This is a genomic window from uncultured Nisaea sp., from assembly GCF_963974195.1.
Classification (GTDB): Bacteria; Pseudomonadota; Alphaproteobacteria; order Thalassobaculales; family Thalassobaculaceae; genus Nisaea.
The window spans coordinates 1-5,195 of record NZ_CAXBDC010000174.1 but is presented as its reverse complement, the minus strand read 5'-3'; the positions used below and the strand labels follow the sequence as shown (position 1 = coordinate 5,195).

At 62.3% G+C, this 5,195-nt stretch carries 3 protein-coding genes and 1 pseudogene; 2 read left to right on the top strand and 2 right to left on the bottom strand.

The genetic code is table 11. From position 1 onward, the window contains the following. Together mnmG and mnmE are read right to left on the bottom strand one after the other, a co-directional pair. The coding region (gene mnmG, locus AAC126_RS21670) for a tRNA uridine-5-carboxymethylaminomethyl(34) synthesis enzyme MnmG (protein ID WP_339857430.1) at positions 1–1,291 on the bottom strand (1,291 nt) is incomplete at its 3' end. 117 nt (positions 1,292–1,408) lie between these two features. Then, entirely contained in the window at positions 1,409–2,770 is a 1,362-nt protein-coding gene (mnmE, locus tag AAC126_RS21665; protein WP_339857428.1) for a tRNA uridine-5-carboxymethylaminomethyl(34) synthesis GTPase MnmE, read from the bottom strand. Between the two features lie 103 nt (positions 2,771–2,873). Between mnmE and AAC126_RS21660 the strand changes: the two genes are divergently transcribed. Continuing rightward, positions 2,874–4,901, top strand: a complete 2,028-nt coding sequence (locus AAC126_RS21660) for a thioredoxin domain-containing protein (protein ID WP_339857426.1) — start codon at positions 2,874–2,876, stop codon at positions 4,899–4,901. Then, positions 4,898–5,195, top strand: a pseudogene (locus tag AAC126_RS21655) (hypothetical protein); the annotation flags it as partial. The gene AAC126_RS21660 and the pseudogene AAC126_RS21655, both read left to right, overlap by 4 nt.

The window sequence follows — 5,195 nt, the reverse complement described above, 5'->3', positions numbered from 1 at the left end:
ACTCGGCGCGGGAGGTCAGCATGCGATAGGGCTCGCTCACCCCCTTGGTCACCAGATCATCGATCAGGACACCTATATAAGCGTCCGCGCGATCCAGCACGAAGTCCCCGTCCTGGCCGCCGGTCCGGAGCGCGGCATTCACACCAGCCATCAGGCCCTGCGCCGCCGCTTCTTCGTATCCTGTCGTACCATTGATCTGCCCGGCAAAATACAGCCCGGGGATTTTCTTGGTCGCCAGCGTGTGGGAGAGCTCGCGCGGATCCACGTAATCATATTCGATCGCATATCCGGGGCGGATGATCCGGGCGTTTTCCAGACCGGGAATGGTCTTGAACATTTCCGCCTGAACGTCGGCCGGTAGCGACGTCGAAATCCCGTTCGGATAAACCGTTGGATCATCAAGTCCTTCAGGTTCAAGAAAGATCTGATGTTGAGAGCGATCCTCGAACCGAACCACCTTGTCCTCGATTGACGGACAGTAGCGCGGCCCGACCCCTTCGATCCGCCCGCCATACATCGCCGAGCGATGCAGGTTGTCCCGGATCACCTGATGGGTTTCAGGATTCGTATAAGTGATGTGACAGCTGATCTGCGGCACCGTGATCCGGTCCGTCAGATAGGAAAACGGCTCGGGCGGATCGTCCGCCTTCTGCTCCTGCAGACCGGACCAGTCGATTGTCGTTCCATCCAGCCGTGCCGGGGTTCCCGTCTTGAGACGGCCGAGCTTGAAACCGAAGCGCGCCAGAGTCTCGGCCAGCGCGACGGACGGCGCGTCACCGACCCGGCCGGCCGGGCGGCGTTCCTCACCCAGATGAATCTCCCCGCGCAGGAATGTGCCGGTCGTCAGCACAACGGCACCGGCTTTGATCTCCCGGCCGCCATCGACAACGATCCCGGCAATTGCGCCAGACTCATCCAGCAGCAGATCTTCAACGGACGCCGCTTCAATCGTCAGGTTTTCCTGATTTTCAAGCAGGTCCCGGATTGCCGCGCGATACAGCGCCCTGTCAGCCTGGGCCCGGGGGCCGCGGACGGCTGGGCCCTTGCTCCGGTTCAGCATGCGGAACTGGATACCCGCCCGGTCGATGGCGCGCCCCATGATGCCGTCCAGCGCATCCACCTCGCGCACGAGGTGCCCCTTGCCGAGCCCCCCGATTGCCGGGTTGCAGGACATCTCTCCGATGGTCTCGATCTTATGGGTGGCGAGAAGCGTGCGAGCGCCCATCCGGGCCGCTGCTGCGGCCGCTTCGCAGCCTGCATGGCCGCCGCCAACGACTATCACGTCGTACATCGCGTCCGTCTCCGGATCAGTGCGGAAAATGTGAGGCCCAAAATGCTGTGGCGCCCGGCAAAAGGCAATCTCTGTTTCGCGATATCCGCTCTGCATGTTTCACGTGAAACGGAGGCTCTATTTGCCGATGCAGAACTCCGAGAACACAAGATCGAGGATTTCCTCGATATCAACGGCCCCCGTCACACGTCCCAGCGCCCGCGCCGCGAGGCGCAGATCCTCAGCCACGAGCCCATATTCCACATCAAACTCTTCCGCCTCGAAAGCGCATTGTGCGAGCGCGCGGCGTAAATGCTCGAGGGATTCCGTCAGTCCGTCCCGATGCCGTGCCCGTGTAAGTGCCGGTGCTTCACCCAGATCCATCAGGATTGCCGCTTTATCGGCGATCATCGCCATAAGCCCGTCCATGCCCTCCCCCGTTGCCACGGAAACCGCGACGCGGTCTTTGCCCGACTGGACCCGTTCAGTATCAGAAAGCAGGTCAATCTTGGTCTCGATCAAGATCCGCGCGGCATTTCCGGAGGCCGGCGCCGCCTCTTCTCTCTCGCCCGCAGATCGTGCATCCACCAGATCGAGGACCAGATCAGCCGTCTCGGCCCAGGCACGGGCCCTCCGAATACCCTCCGATTCGATAAAGTCGGCCCCTTCACGCAGTCCTGCCGTATCCGCTACCAGGACGGGATACCCGGATATGTCCAGATGGATCTCGATGATGTCGCGTGTCGTGCCCGCTACGTCGGACACTATCGCTGCATCCCTTTTGCAGAGCCAGTTTAAGAGGGAAGACTTACCGGCATTCGGGGGGCCTATAATGGCCATACGTAGTCCGTCACGGAGACGCTCGCCCCGCCCGCCGTCGTCCAAATGGGCCGAAATCGACGCATCAAGGTCATACACTTGGCCCCGGATCCCGTCCCAGACCTCCTGCGGCAGATCTTCATCCGGAAAATCGACCAGCGCCTCGATATGGCCGAGCACTCGAAGCATCCGTTGCCGCCAGTCCTGGTACAGCGCACCCAGCGCGCCCCGGCTCTGACGCCGGGCCTGAAGCCTCTGGGCCTCTGTCTCCGCATCCACCAGATCAGCGATACCTTCAGCAGCCGTCAGATCCATTTTGCCGTTGAGCACCGCACGGCGAGAGAATTCGCCCGGCTCCGCCATCCGGTATCCCGGCTGGGCCGCCAGCGCCCGCAGCATCGCAGTCTGCACGGCACGGCCGCCATGCATCTGATACTCCACCACATCCTCGCCGGTGAAACTGGCCGGGCCCGGAAAAGTCAGAACCAGACCGTCATCAATCGCGCCTTCAGCGTCGGACACCGTCGCCCGTACAGCCATGCGCGGCTCAACCCCGATCAGGCCCGTCAGACGCTGCAATCCCTCGAACGCCGCCGGGCCCGAGACCCGGAACATGGAGACGCCTGCCCGCCCCGCTGCCGTGGCAAGCGCGTAAATCGTCTCTTCCGCCGATCCGTTCATCCCGTTCCCAACTCCCGTGCCATACACAGCGCTGGACCTCACGGGTCCGAGCCCTCACCTTTGGCCTAAGAATACTGCAAACCCCGACCCCGGATGCTGTCCCATGCGCAACGAGCTCGACAAGGAAACCAGCCCCTATCTGCTGCAACACAGGGACAATCCCGTGCATTGGCAGACCTGGTCCGAAGACACCATTGCCACGGCGCGCCGGGCGGACAAGCCAATCCTGCTCTCCGTCGGATATGCCGCCTGCCACTGGTGCCATGTCATGGCCCACGAAAGCTTCGAGGACCCGGATACCGCAGCGGTGATGAACGAGCTGTTCGTCAACGTCAAGGTGGATCGGGAGGAGCGCCCGGATCTCGACATGATCTATCAGACCGCCCTCGCCATCACGGGCCAGCAGGGCGGCTGGCCGCTCACCATGTTCCTGACGCCCGAAGGCGCGCCCTTCTGGGGCGGCACCTATTTTCCGCCGGACAATCGCTATGGCCGGCCAGCCTTCCGGGATGTACTGCGCCAGATCGAAGGCGTCTACCGGGAGGATCCCGGACGCGTATCGAGCAATGTCACGGCCATCGCACAACGTCTGGAAGCCGTCTTTGCCGGCAACCCCGGCACACGCATCCCGCTGGAAGCCGCGCCGGACGTCGCCGCTCAGTTCCTATCCCAGCACGACCCGGTTTATGGCGGGATTGGCGACGCGCCGAAATTTCCCCAGCCAACCATCCTGAAATTCCTCTGGCGGACAGGCCAGCGCACCAGGAACGACCAGATGCTGCAGGCTGTGCGGACATCCGTCACCGCCATGTGCGAAGGCGGGATTTACGATCATCTGGGCGGCGGTTTCGCCCGCTATTCGACCGATGCGGAATGGCTGGCCCCGCATTTCGAGAAGATGCTCTACGACAATGCCCAGCTCGTCGCCCTGATGACCGAGATGCTGCGCCAGGAGCCGAATCCGCTCTATGAGCAGCGCATCCGGGAGACAATCGACTGGCTGTTCCGGGAGATGATCTCGGACGGCGGCGGCTTCGCCTCCGCCCTCGACGCGGACAGCGAGGGCGTGGAAGGGAAATTCTATGTCTGGAGCGCGGAAGAGATCTCCGCAAGCCTGACGGAAGCCGGTCATGATTCCGCGCTCTTCGCGGAGCATTACGACGTCACGCCCGGCGGGAACTGGGAAGACACGGTGATCCTGAACCGGCGCCACCGCAAAGGCCCCTTCCCCGAGGAGACCGAAGCAAAGCTCACTGCCGCCCGCCAGCATCTCCTGACCCTGCGCGACAAACGCATCCGCCCAAGCTGGGACGACAAGGTACTGGCCGACTGGAACGGCCTGATGATCGCCGCCCTCGCCGATGCGGCAATCCTGCTCCGGGAGGCGGACTGGCTCGCCTGTGCCGAAGGCGCCTTCGCCTTCATCGTGAGCAATATGGAGAAAGACGGGCGATTGCTGCATTCCTGCCGGAACGGACAGGCAAAGCATGCGGCCACCCTCGACGATTATGCGAACATGATCCTCGCCGCGCTTTCCCTCGAAGCCGCGACCGGAAAACCTGAATATCTGGCGAAAGCAGAAGCATGGGTTTCCGTCCTCGACCGGTATTTCCGTGATCCGAAGGACGGCTCCTATTTCTTCACGGCGGACGACCAGACCGATCTGATGCTCCGGACAAAGACCGCGATCGACAATGTGACCCCGGCCGGGAACAGCACCTTGGTCGAATGTCTCGCCCGGCTCTGGCTGCTGACCGGAAAGACGGCCTATGCCGAAAGCGCGGACAATCTGACGAAAGCCTTCGCCGGATCTTTCCAGCAACAGCCACAGGGCTTTCCCGGCCTGCTCAATGGCATGGAATGGCTCCTGCACGGCCGGCAGATTGTCATTGTTGGTGATCCGGATGCAGCAGAGACCCAGGCAATGGCGAATGCCGCCCGCACCGCCGGACGGGCCCTCGCCACCCTGCAGATCATCCAGGATGGTACCGCATTGCCGGATAATCACCCAGCCCACGGCAAGGGATCAGTCGACGGGGCAACCGCCGCATATCTCTGCGTCAATCAGGTTTGCTCGGCGCCGGAAGTTGATCCGCAAGCGTTCCAAACCGCCCTTGAGGCCCGGCCATGAGCGAGCCGCATCAGCATAGCTTCAACAGTCCCATCGGCCGTATTCATCTGACCGAAGAAGCTGGAGCCATCACAGGCCTGACATGGGTTTCACGTGAAACATCCGCATTTCATTCCGATAACGCAACAACTGATCTTCTGGCGGAAGCAGAGCGTCAGATACATGCCTACTTCGCAAAAGAGCGGCGCGATTTCGAGCTGCCCCTTGCCTTCAATCGCGGCTCCGCCTTCGAGCAGTCTGTCTGGCGCGCGATGCAGGAAATCCCCTTCGGAACAGTCTGGACCTACGGCGATA